This window comes from Actinocorallia libanotica (assembly GCF_039525175.1).
In the GTDB taxonomy this organism is placed as follows: Bacteria; Actinomycetota; Actinomycetes; order Streptosporangiales; family Streptosporangiaceae; genus Actinocorallia; species Actinocorallia libanotica.
The window spans coordinates 89,525-105,804 of sequence record NZ_BAAAHH010000005.1; the positions used below are offsets into that span (position 1 = coordinate 89,525).

General features: G+C 66.2%; 18 protein-coding genes and 1 tRNA gene. 11 read left to right on the forward strand and 8 right to left on the reverse strand.

All coding sequences use genetic code 11. The annotated features are described in order from the left end of the window. The first annotated feature begins 526 nt into the window (after window positions 1-526). Entirely contained in the window at window positions 527-1,579 is a 1,053-nt protein-coding gene (locus ABD140_RS08830; RefSeq protein ID WP_344238707.1) for a D-alanyl-D-alanine carboxypeptidase family protein, read from the forward strand. A 380-nt stretch (window positions 1,580-1,959) separates the two neighbouring features. Here ABD140_RS08830 and ABD140_RS08835 read toward each other — a convergent pair whose 3' ends face one another. From ABD140_RS08835 to ABD140_RS08855, 5 genes are all read right to left on the reverse strand, one after another. Continuing rightward, the gene (locus tag ABD140_RS08835) at window positions 1,960-2,553 is read right to left on the reverse strand and encodes an SAF domain-containing protein (RefSeq protein ID WP_344238709.1); all 594 of its coding nucleotides are present in this window, start codon (window positions 2,551-2,553) and stop codon (window positions 1,960-1,962) included. A 240-nt stretch (window positions 2,554-2,793) separates the two neighbouring features. Beyond that, entirely contained in the window at window positions 2,794-3,138 is a 345-nt protein-coding gene (locus ABD140_RS08840; RefSeq protein ID WP_344238711.1) for an FmdB family zinc ribbon protein, read from the reverse strand. Window positions 3,139-3,220: 82 nt separating this feature from the next. Next, the gene (locus ABD140_RS08845; RefSeq protein WP_344238713.1) at window positions 3,221-4,729 is read right to left on the reverse strand and encodes a potassium/proton antiporter; all 1,509 of its coding nucleotides are present in this window, start codon (window positions 4,727-4,729) and stop codon (window positions 3,221-3,223) included. A 106-nt stretch (window positions 4,730-4,835) separates the two neighbouring features. Next, window positions 4,836-5,816 (reverse strand): NAD(P)-dependent oxidoreductase, encoded by a 981-nt coding sequence (locus ABD140_RS08850; RefSeq protein ID WP_344238715.1) that lies wholly within the window; start codon window positions 5,814-5,816, stop codon window positions 4,836-4,838. 57 nt (window positions 5,817-5,873) lie between these two features. Then, on the reverse strand, window positions 5,874-6,461 hold the full coding sequence (locus ABD140_RS08855; protein ID WP_344238717.1) for a 5-formyltetrahydrofolate cyclo-ligase: 588 nt from the start codon (window positions 6,459-6,461) through the stop codon (window positions 5,874-5,876). 33 nt (window positions 6,462-6,494) lie between these two features. Here ABD140_RS08855 and galU point away from each other — a divergent pair, with 33 nt between their 5' ends. From galU to ABD140_RS08890, 7 genes are all read left to right on the forward strand, one after another. Beyond that, window positions 6,495-7,400 carry a UTP--glucose-1-phosphate uridylyltransferase GalU gene (galU, locus tag ABD140_RS08860; protein ID WP_344238719.1) on the forward strand — a complete coding sequence of 302 codons (906 nt, stop codon included), beginning with the start codon at window positions 6,495-6,497 and terminating at the stop codon, window positions 7,398-7,400. Between the two features lie 13 nt (window positions 7,401-7,413). Beyond that, on the forward strand, window positions 7,414-8,613 hold the full coding sequence (glp, locus tag ABD140_RS08865; protein ID WP_344238721.1) for a molybdotransferase-like divisome protein Glp: 1,200 nt from the start codon (window positions 7,414-7,416) through the stop codon (window positions 8,611-8,613). Beyond that, the gene (gene moaC / locus ABD140_RS08870) at window positions 8,610-9,089 is read left to right on the forward strand and encodes a cyclic pyranopterin monophosphate synthase MoaC (protein ID WP_344238723.1); all 480 of its coding nucleotides are present in this window, start codon (window positions 8,610-8,612) and stop codon (window positions 9,087-9,089) included. Before glp ends, moaC begins: the two co-directional genes overlap by 4 nt. 2 nt (window positions 9,090-9,091) lie before the next feature. Beyond that, a complete protein-coding gene (locus ABD140_RS08875) occupies window positions 9,092-9,574 on the forward strand; it encodes a MogA/MoaB family molybdenum cofactor biosynthesis protein (protein ID WP_425544096.1) in 483 nt (160 codons plus the stop codon). A 35-nt stretch (window positions 9,575-9,609) separates the two neighbouring features. After that, window positions 9,610-10,215, forward strand: a complete 606-nt coding sequence (locus tag ABD140_RS08880; protein ID WP_344239142.1) for a GNAT family N-acetyltransferase — start codon at window positions 9,610-9,612, stop codon at window positions 10,213-10,215. A gap of 205 nt (window positions 10,216-10,420) precedes the next feature. Further along, window positions 10,421-11,041 carry a divisome protein SepX/GlpR gene (sepX, locus tag ABD140_RS08885; protein ID WP_344238727.1) on the forward strand — a complete coding sequence of 207 codons (621 nt, stop codon included), beginning with the start codon at window positions 10,421-10,423 and terminating at the stop codon, window positions 11,039-11,041. Between the two features lie 55 nt (window positions 11,042-11,096). Further along, a tRNA-Ala gene (locus tag ABD140_RS08890) sits at window positions 11,097-11,170 on the forward strand. Between the two features lie 555 nt (window positions 11,171-11,725). Here the strand turns inward: ABD140_RS08890 and ABD140_RS08895 are convergent. Beyond that, entirely contained in the window at window positions 11,726-12,550 is an 825-nt protein-coding gene (locus tag ABD140_RS08895) for a protein phosphatase 2C domain-containing protein (protein ID WP_344238729.1), read from the reverse strand. A gap of 9 nt (window positions 12,551-12,559) precedes the next feature. Beyond that, the gene (locus tag ABD140_RS08900) at window positions 12,560-12,712 is read right to left on the reverse strand and encodes a hypothetical protein (RefSeq protein WP_344238730.1); all 153 of its coding nucleotides are present in this window, start codon (window positions 12,710-12,712) and stop codon (window positions 12,560-12,562) included. A gap of 705 nt (window positions 12,713-13,417) precedes the next feature. Between ABD140_RS08900 and ABD140_RS08905 the strand changes: the two genes are divergently transcribed. The 3 genes from ABD140_RS08905 (at window position 13,418) to ABD140_RS08910 (ending at window position 15,364) form a co-directional block, all read left to right on the forward strand. Next, complete coding sequence (locus tag ABD140_RS08905; RefSeq protein ID WP_344238732.1) at window positions 13,418-13,639, forward strand: type II toxin-antitoxin system Phd/YefM family antitoxin; 222 nt, start codon at window positions 13,418-13,420, stop codon at window positions 13,637-13,639. Window positions 13,640-13,649: 10 nt separating this feature from the next. Beyond that, entirely contained in the window at window positions 13,650-13,886 is a 237-nt protein-coding gene (locus tag ABD140_RS40065; RefSeq protein WP_425544087.1) for a type II toxin-antitoxin system RelE family toxin, read from the forward strand. A gap of 533 nt (window positions 13,887-14,419) precedes the next feature. Further along, the gene (locus tag ABD140_RS08910) at window positions 14,420-15,364 is read left to right on the forward strand and encodes a tetratricopeptide repeat protein (RefSeq protein WP_344238734.1); all 945 of its coding nucleotides are present in this window, start codon (window positions 14,420-14,422) and stop codon (window positions 15,362-15,364) included. A gap of 481 nt (window positions 15,365-15,845) precedes the next feature. On the opposite strand, the gene ABD140_RS08915 is transcribed toward ABD140_RS08910, so the two are convergent. Continuing rightward, entirely contained in the window at window positions 15,846-16,103 is a 258-nt protein-coding gene (locus ABD140_RS08915) for a hypothetical protein (protein ID WP_344238736.1), read from the reverse strand. Between the last annotated feature and the right edge of the window lie 177 nt (window positions 16,104-16,280).

The following is a 16,280-nucleotide window of genomic DNA, read 5'->3' on the forward strand; positions in this document are numbered from 1 at the left end:
TCCGCGTGGGCACTTGCCCGCCCGGAACCGGACCACCTGGCCGCCCGGCCAGCAGAGTCACCTGGACGCTCGGCCGACGGGGCTGCGCGATGTTCGGCCAGTAAGACCGTGCGGACACATGGCCGAGAGGGGGCGTTGCACTGCTTGGCCGACGGGACTACTTAGGCGTTCGGCCGAGGAGCTGTGCGGCGTCCGGTCGGTAGGGCCGCGCGGACGTTTGGTCGGTGGGACTTGCGGCTTCTGTGCGGAATGCGGGAAGCGGTCGGATGCCATAGGCGCTTCAGACGGGATCTGGTCTGCTCGGGTGCGGGTGCGGGTGCGGGTGCGGGTGCGGGTGCGGGTGCGGGTGGACGGGCGGGTGGGTGTGGCGCGGATTCTGTGGCTTTGTGTAGTCGGGTGAGCGTGCTCGGTCGTGGCGGGACGGTTCTTCGGCGGTGGAGGGCACGAGGCGGGATCGGGCATTGAGTCAGGTGTAGTACGGTTCGAGCGCTGCCCCTGTTCCTTGTATCGCCCCGGAGGACCGCACGTGCCGACCCCTCGGTCAGCGAAGCTGGCCGCGGTGCTCCTGATGACGGTGTCACTCGTGGTGACGGGTGTACCCCCGGAGGTCGCGGCGCTGGCTCCTGGGATCGAAGAGGTCGAGTCGCTGCGGCGCAAGGCCAACGACGCGCGGGACGAGCTGCAGAAGCTCGACAAGTCGTGGAAGAGCCAGCAGACCGAGCTCAAGAAGTCGAAGAAGCGGCTCCGGGAGACGCTGGAGCAGCTGGCGGTGGCCGACGCCGAGTTCGAGAAGATGCGCGAGCCGCTCTCGGAGCTGGCGAATTCCGCCTACCAGGCGCCGACGGCCTCCGGCACTCTGTCGCTGTTCGGCATGGCCTCCGCGACGGACGCGCTGCGCGGCTCGGCCGACGTGTCGTTCCTGGCGAACAACAACAACGGCATGCTCAAGACCGCCAAGGAACTGCGCGAGCGGCGGGAGAACCTGGCGAACCAGGCGCAGGAGCTGCAGTCCAGCACGGCGATCGACCAAGCGAAGATCGCCAAGCAGAAGAAGACGCTCTTCAACCGCATCAACCAGCTGACCAACCAGCTCAACAAGATGCTGAAGAACCTCGACTTGGACCGCGACACCCGCCTCACTTTGACCTGCGACACCGCGCTGGCCGAGGAGGCGTCGCAGTTCCCCAACGGCCTGATCCCCAGCAAGTACCTGTGCAAGCTCCCGCAGAAGGGCTTCATGCTCCGCGCGGACGCCGCCCTGGGCTTCTACAAGCTCAACGCCGCCTACAAGAAGCATTTCGGCCAGGACATGTGCGTCCGCGACGCCTACCGCGACCTGGCCGAGCAGCGCAGCATCTACTACCAGCGCCCCGGCTTCGCCGCCATCCCCGGCCGCAGCAACCACGGCCTGGGCCAGGCCCTCGACCTGTGCGGCGGCATCCAGAGCCAGGGCACCACCCAGTTCAACTGGCTGGAGGCCAACTCCCGCAAGTACGGCTGGTTCCACCCCTCCTGGGCCTACTCCAGCCCCTTCGAACCCTGGCACTGGGAGTTCGGCACCGAAGCCGAACGCGAATGACCCGCCCCACCCCCGACAGGCCTGCCTGAAGGACCGGTGAGGCAAGCCACGCGAGCGGTCGTAAGGGAAGCCCACGAGGACAGACCCGGGAACGTCTCGCGCGCGGTCGCGGGAGACGTTCATATGGGTGGACCTGGAACGTCTCGCGGACGGACGTAAGAGAAGTTCACGAAGGCGGACCTGGGAACGTCTGGCGGGCAGTCGCGGAAGAAGCCCACGTGGACAGACCAGGAACGTCTGGCGGGCGGCCGTGGGAGAAGCCCACGAGGACAGACCAGGAACGACTCGCGGGAGGACGTACGGGAAGCCCACGAGGACGGACCCGGGAACGTCTGGCGGGCGGCCGCGGGAGAAGTTCGCATGGGTGGACCTGGGACGACTCACGGGGGTGGATGCAGGGTGAGGGTCAGGTGAGGCGTGGCGGCCAGGGTCGTGGCTTCCGGGCGGGTGACGGCCAGGAGTAAGAGGGCTCCGGTGGTCTCGTCGGTCGGAGGGGCGGCGAGGACGGGGGCCGCGGTGACCAGAGGGCCGCTCGGGGGAGCGGAGGAGCCCGGTGTGGTGAGGTGGCCTTCGGGGGCGGGGAGGACGTCGACCCGGTCGCCGGGGCGGACCAGCGAGGCGAGGGACCGGTCGGAGATGCGGACGGGGGCGGCCACGAGGCCGGGACCGTGGGCGGCGAGAAGGTCCGGGCCCAGGAAGCGGAGGTCGGTCAGCGGCTCGCCGCGGCGTACGGGCGCGGCGAGCGCCGCGTTCTCGGGAAGGCGGACGAGCGCTCCGGACGGCGGAGGCTGCAGGCGGACCGTCCGAACGTCCTCGGCGGTGAGGCGGGTACCGCTCGGCAGGTCGCGAGCGGCGGCCAGGACGGGGCTTCCCGTCAGGGACGGCGGAGCCGAGGGCAGACGGACCAGTAAAACCGCCAGGACGGCGCAGAGCACGGCAAGAGGACGGCGGTAGCGGAAGAGCTGCGGTTTCATGAGCCCGACGCTAACCGCCGGACCGAACCCCCGCGTTCCGGCCTGTGGATAACCCGGAGATCCACGGAGACGACCGCACCCGGATCACCCGGCACCCGGGTATACACGACCGTCGAGCCGTCGAGCCGTCGAGCCGTCGAGCCGTCGAGCCGTCGAGCCGTCGAGCCGTCGAGCCGTCGAGCCGTCGAGCCGGCTGAAGCGCGCCCCGTTCCGGGGGTCCGGGGCGGGGCGCGCGGGGCGTCAGGAGGCGGCGGCGGTGCTCGTCGAGGAGGACGAGGAAGTCGTCGAGGACGTCGTGGACGAGGAGTCCGACTTGGCGGAGCCGGAGCTCGAGGAGTCCGACCCGGAGCTCTCGGACTTCTTCTCCGTGGAGGAGGTGGTGGTGACCGGGGCCGTCGACTTGCCGGAGCCTCGGCTGTCGTTGCGGTAGAACCCGGAGCCCTTGAAGACGATGCCCACCGCGGAGAAGACCTTGCGGAGCGAGCCGCCGCAGGCGGGACACTCGGTCAACGCGTCGTCGCTGAACTTCTGGACGACTTCCAGGCCCTCACCACAGGCGGTGCACGCATACTGGTACGTGGGCACTGGCCCCTCCTTCAAAAGAAAACAACTCGGCAAGAGTCGGCGACTGGTTGGCACTCGGCATTGCCGACTGCCAATAGTACGTCTAGTCCCCGCGCTCTCCGAACCAGCCCGCCAGCTTGCCCTGCCTGCTCACGGCGCGCAGCCGACGCTCGGCCACCTCCCGGTCGGTCGCCGTGGTGACGACGAGCAGCTCGTCCCCGCCCTGCAGGACGGTGGTGGGCGCGGGTACGAAACTCCGCTTCTCCAGCACTTTGTCGGCTCCGACGATCTCGCGGAGCACCAGGGTGATCTGGGCGCCGGGCGGCAGCCGCAGCTCGAAGATCTCCACGCCCGCGAGCCGCGAGTTCTCCGGGATCTTGATCTGCAGCAGATCGGCCTTGAGCTCCTCCAGCGGCGCGGCCTCCACGCCCAGCTCGGTCGCCTTGCCCTCCTCGGTGATCTGCAGCTTCTGCGCGAACCACGGCAGCGTCGGCCCCTGGATCACGGTGAAGACGACGACGAGCACGAAGACGGCGGCGAACAGCTGGTCGGCGCCGGGCAGGTCCACGGTCATCGGCACGGTGGCCAGGATGATCGGCACGGCGCCGCGCAGCCCCGCCCACGACAGGAAGGCGCGCTCCCGCCAGCTCACCCCGAACCCGGTGGTGGCGATGATCACCGAGAGGGGCCGTGCCACGAACGACAGGACGAGCCCGGCGACCAGCCCGTAGACGAGCTGTCCCGGCAGGTCGGCGGGGCTGGCCAGCAGTCCGAGCATGATGAACAGCCCGATCTGCGCCAGCCAGGCGATGCCCTCGGCGAACCCGAGGGTGGCCGGCCGGTGCGGCAGCCGGGCGTTGCCCAGCACCAGCCCGGCCAGGTAGCAGGCCATGAACCCGGACGCGTGCAGCAGGATCGCCCCGCCGTAGGCGCCGACGGCCAGCGACATCACGGCCAGCGGGTAGAGGCCGGACGCCGGGAGCGCGACCTGCCGCAGCACCCAGGCGCCGCCCCAGCTGATGGCCAGGCCGACGACGGCGCCGACGGCCAGCTCGTAGACGATGGTGCCGATCAGCTCCACGTTGCCGGCGGCGTGGTGGCTCCCGCTGAGCGCCAGCACGAGGATGACGACGGGCGCGTCGTTGAATCCGGACTCGGCCTCCAGCATTCCGGCGAGCCGGTGGGGGAGCGGCAGCCGCCGCAGGACGGAGAAGATCGCCGCGGAGTCGGTGGGCGCGAGGATCGCCCCGAGCAGCAGGGCCAGCTGCCAGTCGGTGCCCAGCAGGTAGTGGGCGGCGCCGCCGACGATGAGGATGCTCAGGGAGGTGCCGACGACCGCCAGGGAGAGTGCGGCCGGGACGCTGCCTTTGACGTGCCGCCAGTTGGTGCTCAGCCCGCCCTCGACCAGGATGATCATCAGGGCGAGCAGGCCGAGGGTCTTGGCGAGTTCCGCGTCGTCGAACCGGATGCCGAGGCCCGATTCCCCCAGCAGCAGACCGAGGCCGAGATAGGCGAGAAGACTGGGAAGGCCGAGCCGGTGGGACATCCGGACCGCCACGATCGCCACCAGGACCATCGCCGCACCGAGCGCAAGCCACGCTTCCAGTTGCAATCGATCACCTCCGGGGATGATTATCCCGAACGGTGCGGTACGGCCGTGACCGTCGCGCGCTCACCTCCTGCGCACAACGCGCGTTCAGCCCACGATTAGTGCGCCGTCAAGCGTGCGTCTTTCTGTGAATCAGCGGCGGCAACCCGTTGACGACGTGCTCGACCGGCTTCCCGTCGAGGACCGCCGTGATGTTCGCCATGACCTGTCCGATGACGTTCAGTTGCGCCTGCGCGCTGGCTCCGGCGGCGTGCGGGGACAACAGCACCTGTTCGTGGGAGCGCAGCGGGTGTTCCGACGGCAGAGGCTCCTGCTCGAAGACGTCCAGAGCCGCCCCCGCGAGCCGTCCGGAGTCCAGCGCGGCCAGCACGGCGTCGTCCGGGACGATCCCGCCGCGCGCCACGTTCACCAGTAGCGCGTCCTTCGGGAGCAGGGCGAGCTGTTCGGGCCCGATGAGCCCGGTCGTCTCCGGAACGAGCGCGATGGCCACGACCAGCACGTCACTACCGGCGAGCAGTTCATCGAGCTCAAGGTAAGTGCCGACGGCACCGTCCTTGGGCGTCCGGCTCCAGTAGGAGACACGGCACCCGAGCGCCTGGAACAGCCGCGCCGACTCGGCCCCGATCGCCCCGTACCCGACGATCCCCACGCGCTGGGCGTGCAGTTCACGTCCCCGGACGTCGAGCTGCGGCCAGCCGCCTTCGCGCATGCGCCGGTCGGTCCAGGCGAACTTGCGGCACAGCGCGAAGGCCGCCCCGACCGCCCACTCGGCGACAGAACGGGTGTTGGCGCCGGCGGTGTTGGCCACCGCGGCGCCCGCAGCCGTCAGCGCGTCCAGGTCGCAGGTGTCGACACCCACCTGCGGCTGCTGGAGGAAGACGAGCCGGGGCGCTGCGGCAACGGCCTCGGCGTCCATCGGCAGCTCACCGGTGAAGTCCCCGACGACGATGTCGGCCTCGGCCAGTACGGCATGCTGTCCGGCCCGGTCGCGGGAGGACGGTAGAACGACCTCCGCACGGTCCTTCAACGGCGCGAAGAGCAGTTCGATGACTTCCGGGGGCAGCGGCAGCAGCACCGCGATCTTCCACACGGGGCCGAGTCTACGAATCTCCTACGAGCCCCATGAAGGGGTACGGGACGGGTGGCGTCATGAGTCTCCCAGCGGCAGCCGGTGGAAGCCCGAGGGCGTGACGACCGCGCGGACGGGCTGGTCGTGGGGCTCGGCGGGCAGTTCCGGCACGAACTCCGCGTCGTAGACCACGCCGATGGTGAGGACCGCGGGGCTCACCCGGGCCAGCACCCGGTCGTAGGAGCCGCCTCCCTGTCCGAGCCTGCGCCCCTGCCGGTCGATGGCGAGGGCGGGCACCAGGACGACGTCCGCCGCCTTGATCGCCTGGACCCCGCGGGGAGGTTCGGTGGGTTCGAGGAGACCGCCCGGGGCCGCGACGAGCGAATCGGGTCCTTCATACGAGGCCCAATCGAGGTCGCAATCCGGCAACAATCTGGGTAGAAGCACATAAGAGCCGCGCTTCCATAGGGCGAACAGCAGACTCCGCGTGCCCGGTTCGTTACCTTTTGAGGCGTATGCTGCGATTGAAGATGCCATCTCAAGCTCCGGGAGGCTCAGTAGAACATCCCGTATCGCGGAACTTGCTCCGGCTAGATCCGTGTCCGTCATCTCTCGCCGCGCTTGCCGTATATGGGTTCGCAACGAGGGCTTCGCGTCTTCCTGCACCCGAGACTCCCGGAGTTGACTAGGGTTTTTCTTATGGCCGACATCTCACCCGTAACCAAGGCAGTGGTTCCCGCGGCCGGGCTCGGAACCCGATTCTTGCCCGCCACCAAGGCGACGCCCAAGGAAATGCTGCCGATCGTCGACAAGCCCGCGATCCAGTACGTCGTGGAGGAGGCCGTCTCGGCCGGACTCTCCGACGTCCTGATGATCACCGGGCGGTCGAAACGTTCCATTGAAGACCACTTCGACCGCGCCTACGAGCTGGAGGAGGCGCTGCGCAACAAGGGTGACTCCGCCCGGCTCGCCTCGATCCAGGAGTCGGCCGAACTTGCTCAGATCCACTATGTCCGTCAGGGCGAGCCCAAGGGCCTCGGCCACGCCGTGAGCTGCGCCTCCCAGCACGTGGGCGACGAGCCGTTCGCGGTGCTGCTGGGCGATGACCTCATCGGCTCCAGCGACCTGCTGCTCAAGCGCATGATCGAGGTCCGCCAGCAGTACGGCGGCAGCGTCATCGCGCTGATGGAGGTCGAGCACGACCAGATCTCCAAGTTCGGCTGCGCGGCGATCAGCCCGACCGACGAGGCGGACGTCGTCGAGGTCACCGACCTGGTCGAGAAGCCGGCCGTCGAGGACGCGCCGAGCAACTGGATCGTCATCGGCCGCTACGTGCTCGACCCCGCCGTCTTCGAGGTGCTGGAGAAGACGCCGCCCGGCCGCGGCAACGAGATCCAGCTGACCGACGCGCTGCGCACCCTGGCCACGACGCCCGCCGAGCACGGCGGCGGCGTGCGGGGCGTGCTGTTCCGCGGCAACCGCTTCGACACCGGCGACAAGCTCGACTACCTGCGCACCGTCGTGCAGTTCGCCAGCGAGCGCGACGACCTGGGCGCGGAGTTCCGCGGCTGGCTGAAGGAGTTCGTGGAGAAGAACGGTTCATGAGATACATGGGTGCATGAGACGCGTCTCCGAACATCTGTCCGAGATCCTCTCCCGGCTCACGCCGCTGCCCCCGGTACGGCTGCCTCTGCTGGAGGCGGCCGGGACGGTGCTCGCGGAGCCGGTCACCGCACCCGTGGACCTCCCCCCGTTCGACAATTCGGCGATGGACGGCTACGCCGTCCGCGCCGCTGATCTGGAGGCCCTGCCGGCCGTACTGCCCGTCACGGGCGATGTCCCGGCAGGGGACCTCGGGCGGGCCGTGATCCCCCCCGGCCGGGCCGCCCGCATCATGACCGGCGCGCCGCTGCCCCCCGGGGCCGACACCGTGATCCCCGTGGAATGGACGGACGGGGGAGCGGAGGTCGTCCGGATCACCAGGGGCGCGCCGGAAGGCAACTACATCCGCCGGGCGGGAGAGGACGTGCGCGCGGGCGCCGTGGTCCTCCCCGCCGGCACCCGGCTGGGCGCCGCCCAGCTCGGCATGGCCGCCGCGGTCGGCAGGCCGGATCTGCTGGTACGGCCCCGGCCGCGGGTCGCCGTGTTGTCCACCGGCGACGAGCTGCGCGACCCCGGCGACCCGCTGGAGCACGGCCAGATCTGGGACTCCAACAGCTTCATGTTGGCCACCGCCGTCCGTGAGGCGGGCGGAGAGCCGCTCCGACAGTCCTTCCTAGGGGATAACCCGAAGAAAGTTCGGGAAGCCCTCCAGGCGGAACTGGCCCGTGCGGACGCCATCATCACCACCGGTGGCGTCTCCATGGGCGTGTACGACGTGGTGAAGGCGGCCTTCTCCGGCGGCGGGGAAGTCGACTTCCACAAGGTCGCGATGCGGCCGGGCAAGCCCCAGGGCTTCGGCCTCCTGGACGGCCGGTGCCCCATCTTCACCCTCCCGGGCAACCCGGTGAGCGCGTACGTGTCGTTCCAGGTGTTCGTCCTACCGGCCCTGCAATACCTGCAAGGACTCGAACCGACGGGCCTCCCGCGCGTGAAGGCGCGCTCCGCGAGCACCCTGTCCTCGCCTTCCGGCCTCCAGCACTACCTGCGAGCCGACCTGACGTTCGCCGACGACGCCTACACCGTCCGCCCCGCGTCCGCCCAGGGCTCACACCAGATGGCCGCCCTCGCCGAAGCGAACGGCCTCATCACCCTCCCGCCGGACGTGACAGAGGTACCGGAAGGCGCGTTCGTCGAAGTCCTTAAGCTGCAGTCGTGAAGTTCTCGCATCTGGATGAGTCCGGCGCGGCACGGATGGTCGACGTGTCCGCCAAGGAAGTCACCGCCCGTACGGCAACCGCGCGCGGCTTCGTCCGCCTCAGCCCCGAGTGCGTCGCGGCCCTGCGCGACGGAACGGTGCCCAAGGGGGACGCGCTCGCCGTCGCGCGGATCGCCGGGATCATGGGCGCCAAGAAGACGCCCGACCTCGTGCCGATGTGCCACCCGATCGCCCTGCACGGGGTGAAGGTGGAGCTCACCGTCGTCGACGAAGGCGTCGAGATCGCCGCCACCACCAAGACCGCCGACCGCACCGGTATCGAGATGGAGGCGCTCACCTCGGTCACCGTGGCCGCCCTGGCACTGATCGATATGGTCAAGGCCGTCGACCCCGCGGCTGTCATCACCGAAGTACGGGTAGTAGAGAAGACCGGTGGCAAAACCGGAACCTGGACCCGTCCCGGGGAGGACACATGAGCATGCGCGCCCTGGCGGTGACCGTCTCTACCAGGGCTGCGAACGGCGTCTACGAGGACCGTTCGGGGCCGGTACTGGCCGAGTTGCTGCGTGAATGGGGCTGTCAGACCGACGGCCCCCGCGTCGTTCCCGACGGTGAAGCCGTCCTGGACGTCCTCCGCGAAGCCGTGGCGGAGGGCTACGACGTCGTCGTGACGTCCGGAGGCACGGGCCTGACGCCCACCGACCGCACACCCGAGATGACGCGCCAGGTGATAGACCGCGAGGTCCCGGGCATCGCCGAAGCCATCCGAGGCATCGGGACGGTGAAGACCGCGATCCTCTCCCGAGGGCTGTCGGGGCTCGCCGGAGCCACCCTGATCGTCAACCTTCCCGGCTCCACAGGGGGCGTACGCGACGGCATGTCCGTCCTCGGGCCCGTGCTGGAGCACGCCGTCTCCCAGGTACGGGGGGGCGACCATCCTCGCGTTCCGGATGGCGTGTAAGGGCCCTGTCAGGCAATCATGGAGACGTGGAACGCATGAGAGGGTGGCCGGTCACCCTGAACGAGGGGCCGGTCGGTCTTCGCCCCATCCGGATGCGGGACTCCGCCGTCTGGCGTGATGTTCGCGTCCGCAACGCCGAATGGCTGCGCCCATGGGAGCCCACGAACCCCGAAACCCCTCTGTTCCGCACCGGCCTCGGCCCGTACGTCACCATGGTGCACACCATGCGGAAAGAGGCGCGCAACGGCATGGCGCTCCCGTGGGTCATCACCTACGACGGCCAGTTCGTCGGCCAGCTGACCATCGGAGCCATCGTCTGGGGCTCGGCACGCAGCGCGCAGCTCGGTTACTGGATCGACCGCGACTACGCCGGCCGCGGTGTGACGCCCACCGCAGTCGCCCTCGCCGTCGACCACTGCTTCTTCAACGTCGGCCTCCACCGCGTGGAAGCCTCCATCCGCCCCGAGAACGCCGCGTCCCGGCGCGTCGTGGAGAAACTGGGCTTCCGCGACGAGGGCACACGACGCCGTCACCTGCACATAGACGGCGCCTGGCGCGACCACATCTGCTACGCCCTCACCGCCGAGGACGTCCCCGACGGCCTCCGCGCCCGCTGGCGAGCCCGTAGCGCCCGCCACTGACAGCTAACCCTCCGTCCCGTTTAATGATCAAGAAAGCTTCGCCCAACAACGGGTCATAACCACAGAGATCTCACGACACACCGCCCCGTATGCTCGTCAAGCGCAGACAGTGGGTCCTACCGTGCGGGACGTGAGCATGTATTCGTCCCGGAGCCACCCGGCTCCCGAACGTGCTCGCCGACCGGCCGACGCGGGAGGGACGTAAGTGAGCAGCACCCTCCTTTATCTGGCGATAGTCGCCGTCTGGGCCGTCGTCCTCGTGCCCATGTGGCTCCGCCGCGAGCCCGAGACCCCCACGACGACCGGCCTCAACCGCCTCATCCCGCGCCGCCCCGCCGCCGAGGACGACTTCGACGACCCCGCGACCGAAGACCCAGCCCCCGCCCCCATCCCCGCCACCCGCCCCGAGGACCACGACACCGACGCGGACTTCCCCCCTCCTCTCGCCTCCCCCCGCCCCGCCCCCTCCATCCGCCGCGCCGCCATCATCGCCCGCCGCCGCCGCCGCACGGCCGCCCTCATCCTCCTCACCCTCACCGGCCTCCTCACCGGCGCCTTCACCGCCGCCTCCTGGTGGATCTGCCTCCCCCCCTTCCTCCTCCTCCTGGGCCACCTCGCCCTCCTCCGCACCGCCACCAAGATCGACCAGTCCCGCCGCCACGAAGCCCTCACGGCCCGCCGCACCGCCCCCGCCCCCACGATCGAGGCCGAGCAGGAAGAGCCCCTTCCGAGCGCCGAGATCATCACCTTCACCCCGTCCCCCGACGTCTTCGACCAGTACGCCGACCCCGACACACCCCCCGCCCCCAGGGCCGTCGGCGACTGACGACCGCCGCTTGCACGAACACCCTCCAAAGTTTGCTAAGGTTGACCCGTTCCTCGGGGATGTAGCGCAGTCCGGTAGCGCACTTCGTTCGCATCGAAGGGGTCAGGGGTTCGAATCCCCTCATCTCCACCTAGGAGAAGGGCCGGTTCCGTTCGTGGGGCCGGCCTTTTTGGTGTCCATGCTCCGGCGGCGGCTCGGTTGGGCTGTGGCTCTCCACAGGCTCGGCCCCTCGCTACGCTCGGGACTGTGCCCACCGGGGCTTCGCCCCGGACCCCGTGCGAGGGGCTCCGCCCCTCCCGCTCCCCGCCTTCGAGAGCGGTCCTTCTTCTCCTTGCGGGAACCGGGGTTCGTTCTCCGTTCAGGGGGCTGCTTTCGTACCGCGCGGCTCTCCCCGGGCCTGGCGGCCCGGTCGCCGCGCTCCACCCGTCGGGATCCTTCGAGGTCAGTGCCTTCTGGTGGTTCTTGAGATGGTGGGTTTCTTGTTGAACCAGGCAGGGGGCGTTGCGGAAACCGAATTTGGTTCTGATCGCAATGACTTAGGGAAGGGCGAGGAAGCACACGCGAAGGTGATGAGTCGAAATCGATTGGGACGATGCCCTGCTCTTCGGCAAAGGCTGACGGGCTCTACGTCGGATTTGATGCATGAGAGCGCAGGGCGGCCAAGGGGCAAGCACAATCGGAGGATCAGCTCTGAAGCACCCAGTGAACTGCGGTCGCGTCATCGCGTGTCTTGCCCCGAGGCCAGCGTTTCCCGTCCGGATCGGTCGCTTCCGCTTTGCGGGTCTGCCGGATCAGTTCCGCCGGTCCCTCGGCGTTGAGGGTGTGCAGCGTCTTGGCCCAGGTGTGCAGGCCGAACAGATCGACAAGGCGGGTGGCCCCATCCGTCATCACTGACACCGAGGCCACTGCGTCGAGGGAAAGCACCCCGGTGAGCGCCTCTCGGGCCGCGGCTGGTTTGGTGCTGGCCACCCAGAACCCGCCTGGCTGATTGCGGTAGGCAGCGAACTTCTCCGCCCGTGACAGCAGCGCGAAGGCGTGCACGTCACTGCCGCTCGGCGGGATCTCCTCACGTCTGTCGATCTGCCGGCGCAACAGCTCCAACCGGTCATCAGTGACCGCCAACGGCTCCCCAGAAGCCCGACCGAAGAGAACCGTCGAGTCCGCCAACACCAGGTATTCGAGCCTGTCACCAGCCGCTCTGGCGACGGCGACCGTCGCCGAAGGAGAGTGCGGACTGCCGACGTCGCAGGTGCCGCCATGGGCCAGGACGACGCGCTCAATACTGTCTTCGAGCGCTTCGGCCAGCGTCAATGATTGATCTGTGACGGCCCCGGCCAGCAGCCCACCGAGGGTGCGCGCATACCAGGCGACCGAATGCGAGCACCCCGACTCCAGCCCCGCCGGTGCGCTGGCCCCATCGATGACGACCACCGCGCCGGGCAGCACGGCCGCGAAATCCTCGTTCTCCCGTCCCGGCTCGCCAGGCTCAGTGCCGACCACGACTTGCACGCTGAACTCCTATGACTGGTCGTGCTTGTAGAACGGCGTCAGCAGCCCCGTCCGTACCTGATCATGAGCGACCGGGTCGTCGGTGTCGACCACCGCAGAGAATGGCTCATTGCCGACTTGCCCCCACAGGGCCCTGATGTCGATGGCCAGCAGATGCACCACCCACCGCAGTCGAGCCGTCGCCTTCTCATACATTTACCGGACGAACTCGATCAGCTGCCGAGACCCTGCTACCTCGAGCCTCAGCGCTTCGATGCGCCGAACGATGATCCCGACATCGGCCACCCGGTTACCTGCCTCCGCCCAGGACACCATCGGCTGAAGCGCCCCAGTCGCTGAGCCAGCTCAGTCCCCGGCACGCCGACCTCCGGCCGAAGCGTCAGTAACCCATACCGAGCGTTCTAGCACTCGGCCACCACCAACGCTCTGAACGCCAGAAGACCGAAGCCAACCACCAACCACATGCCGGGGATCCAAGCGTCAGGTATCACCAAGTCTCGACACGCGTGACCAGCGGGAACAGCCGATGTCTCTGTTGCCGATGAGGACTTTCTCTACGGGTTCAAGGCGCACGCACACGTGCGTTGTGGGCTGGGAGAGTCGGGCGTGCGGCCTCTCCGGGCCGGTCCCGCCTCCCCAGCCCACAAGAAACACAGTCGCACTTGGGGAACTTTGCAACCACCGATCAAGCTGTACATATATGCACCAGGCACCCAGAGTGCCATAAGAACGACTTTGGGTCACGAGGTTCCGCTCCTGAACTCTTGATCTTTGGCTTTGTCGCAGCTTGGCCAAAGTCGGTGGCGAGCTTGAATCTCCGTACATAAGTATGTACATTAAACAGAGGCCAGCCCAGCAGGAGGCACAGTGAACCACGCCGCCCCGTTCACCGAGGTTAGGGACAGGCTTAGAGAGATTCTCGATGTTGTTGTTGAGACAGGTGATCAGTTCACCGTCACGCGTCACGGTCGACCCGTGGCAGTGATCGTCTCGGCGGAAGAGTACGAATCTTTGATCGAGACCCTCAACATCCTCTCCGATGACAACGCCATGGAAGCAATCGCCGAGGCTGAGTCCGAGATCGGCTAAGGGACCGTAGATGGCACAGTTTACGAAGCGAGCCGAGCGAGATCTATCCAATCTTCCTGAAAGTCTTCAGGGAAAGGCTCGTGCTTTGATCGCAAGGCTCGAGACTGAGCCAGCTCTCGGGAAAAAGCTTCTCGGTCCTCTCGCGGGAAAGCGTTCGATTTGGCTGGGAAGATCGCATCGGATTATCTATACTCTAGATCCGATCGTTATCCTTACCATCGTACCCAGGAGGGATGCCTACCGATGAGCCACTACCCTCGCCTACCCTCGGAAGGCAAGGGTAGGCAGATATTTATTGCGGCTCTTCGCACCTATCGCGATGATTGTCAACCTCCAGAGCTTACTCCAGGGTGTCCATACTATGCTTGGACTCCAGATGGTCCAGCATGCGGCGAGGAATGCGCTGATATAATCGCTGCATGCGCTCCTGAGTCAGGGAGTGAAGATATTGATCTGGGCGGCGGAATAGTCATTAGCAAGCGATATCCGCGTCGACGTCCACGGAGAGGCCCAAGTACCAATATTCGCCCCTTCGATCCGCGTCAGATTCTTCTTGCAGATCAGGATCGGCCACATGATCAGCGCAGAACTCCTGCGCTGATTACAGAGCTTTCCGATCTGATAATGAAACCGCCATCAGCCTGGATTGACCAGGCAGAGCGTGATTACGACATCCACGCAGCCATGGAGCAACTCGCGCTCCGTGGTTTCGACGTCGAATCGATTATTAGATATGGCCTCGGGCCCAGGCTAGTGATGGCAATAGTTTTCACTAACGCCATGGCTGTCGAAGGCCTCGTTAAATCCCTTTCGGGTCAGGACGCTCAGGCTCCCCATGCCCCTGATGGGTGGGCTGAGTTTTTGAGTCCGCCGGAGCAGAGAGGTGAACAGGCCAGCCTTCAAGGTGACCCTTCTAAGGTGGTCAGAGATCTTGTCGGCCCTCGCAATATGGGTCGGGTCCACGATTGGGTAATGCTCGCGCCCATCGAAGATGTTGTAAGCTGGATTCCCCCCACGCGGGGAGTCGTCTTTGATGGAACTGACGCTGACGATCAAGAAGTTCGAAACACTGCGATTTGGCTTGTAGATCGCTTCGGTGAAGCCGACGTCAAAGACTGGCAACTCTCGTCGCTCCATCTTGAATGGCTTTACTTGCATGGCCGGAAACCGGTGCCAATAGTTAATGCCGCAATGGCTGAGCGCCGTGTCGATAGCCTGGAAGTAGCTAAAGAGATCGCGAACGAGACCACGCTTAAGTGGAACAATAGAAAAGAAGAAGGGTTGCAGATCAGCCCTTCTACCTTCGTCGAGCCGGCGATCAGGTATCTCCAGGAAGGTCAGCATGAGGCTGCCATTGCCCTATTTGCTACCCTAACAGCCCTCTTTCCGCATAATTCTGAAGCGCAGAATAACTTGGGCTTCTGCATGATGCCTGCAAATGCTCCTCTGGCTCTTGAGGCATTTGAGCGAGCTGAAGCGCTTAGTGGTGAAATTTCTCTTATGACTCTAGCGAACCGTGCGCTAGCACTTCACTTGCTGGGGCGCGATGGCGAAGCTCACAGCATTCTCATTTCGGATATTGCGATGAACACAGCCTCTAGTCAGTCTTGGGTCTGGGAACCCAATGAAGATCACTCCCTGGCGCTAGCGGGGCCTATATCGGTTCCTGCTTACATGGAGTCGCTTCGATCGCATATTTTGAATTGCTCTATTCGGATTAGCTAACACATGTCCCGCTCGCATGGCTTTTTCTCGTAGAGGTAGAGCGCTTCCTGCAGTCCGGGCATAATTTCGATTATGAAATGTCTGTAGCTGGATTGCTTGATTGGAGATAAAGAAGCCATAGGCTAAAGTGAGGCTCAAAGTGGGGGTCTCGCGACCCCCAGCCCCCGCGAGCCGGAGCACTCGCCCGCGCGAATCCCTCTGTCACACCGTCCCACCGTTCGCGCGGACGAGCGCCCCGAAACGAGCGCGCCAGGTAACCGGTCGGCGATGGTTTGCTAACGCCAGTACTAACAACAGCCCTGGACAGCGGTGGATCAGGCTGGACATCACGAAGGCTCAGCAGTTCAGAGGGCAGATGTGGACGGTCCTGGACGCCGTTCGTTTGACTCGTAATGCGTAGGCCTGCTGGTGGTTTTGAGTTTTTGAGGGTTAGGCTTTCTTAAGATGGATACCCTCGCACTCGATCACGAGATTGTTCTCGTCATTGTAGAAGATAATCGTCGATGACGAAGCCGTATGGACTGCGCTCGACGTGCGCTTGGGTGAACTCTGTGAGGTCCCAGTCGGCAACTGGTCGGGACAACCGTAGATCTCTCACGCCCTCAAAGACGAGGTGGCGTTCCGTGGTCGTATCTCCCCTGTGGAGTGAGACCGGCATCGTCACACAACGTTGTGTGAGATCGATCTGCAGGTCTTGGTAGATATAGCCAGCCCACAAGGCATCAGTGATCTCGGACATCGCCTTAGCATGCCGGACAGCGGACGGGGTTCTGACCTTGAACATGCTGTTGGTTCAGGATGACAGTCTTAGATAGCTCTGGACAGCTTCGAGTGAGTGTCTAACTGGGTGACAACCGAGGAGGATCAAGGCGGACGTTGCCGGATGCTAAAGAATCGGTGGCATGGGCTGAGGGGA